The 645-nt window shown below is 71.5% G+C and carries 1 protein-coding gene; it reads right to left on the reverse strand.

The features are described 5' to 3' along the window. A partial coding sequence (locus ACTWQR_RS55925; protein WP_443235043.1) for a SpnB-like Rossmann fold domain-containing protein occupies window positions 1–645 on the reverse strand: 645 nt, incomplete at both ends.

Below are 645 nucleotides of genomic sequence, written 5' to 3' on the forward strand. Positions count from 1 at the left end.
CCGCACCCCGTGCCGGGCCACCAAATGCCGCGCCACCAGGCCACCCAACGACCCGGCACCCGAGACCAGAACGGTCCCTTCCGGGCCGAACACCGCCCTTGCGGTGGGCACTTGAGGAACGGCACGGTTGAGCCGAGGGACCGACAGCGCCGTGCCACGGACGGCAACCTGCGGCTCCCCACTGGCCAGTACCGGACCCAACACCCGCTCCACACCACCGTCGGTGGCAGGGTCGATGTCCAACAGCACGAACCGATCGGGATGTTCAGCCTGCGCGGCACGAACCAGACCCCACACCGCCGCGCCCGCCGGGTCACTCACCCCACCCTCACCACCGGCCGGTACCGCACCCCGGGTCAGGACCACCAGCCGCGACTCCTCCAGCTCCACACCGGTGGCCAGCCACGCCTGCACCACCGCCAACACCCGGGCGGTCAGGTCCAGAACCGCGTCCGCCTCGTCACCGCCGACGGCTTCCAGGACCACTACTGGCGGCACATCCTCCCTGCCCGCCAGCGCCGTCACCTCGTCAGCCGTGGCCACCGCCACCCACGACGGCGACGCCTCCGCCCCCTGAGCCGACGACAGCTCGGTCCACTCCACCCCGAACAACGAGTCACGGCTGTCATCCGCCGCCGTCTCCAA

Origin of the sequence: Streptomyces sp. 2A115 (assembly GCF_052245575.1) — a bacterium.
Classification (GTDB): Bacteria; Actinomycetota; Actinomycetes; order Streptomycetales; family Streptomycetaceae; genus Streptomyces.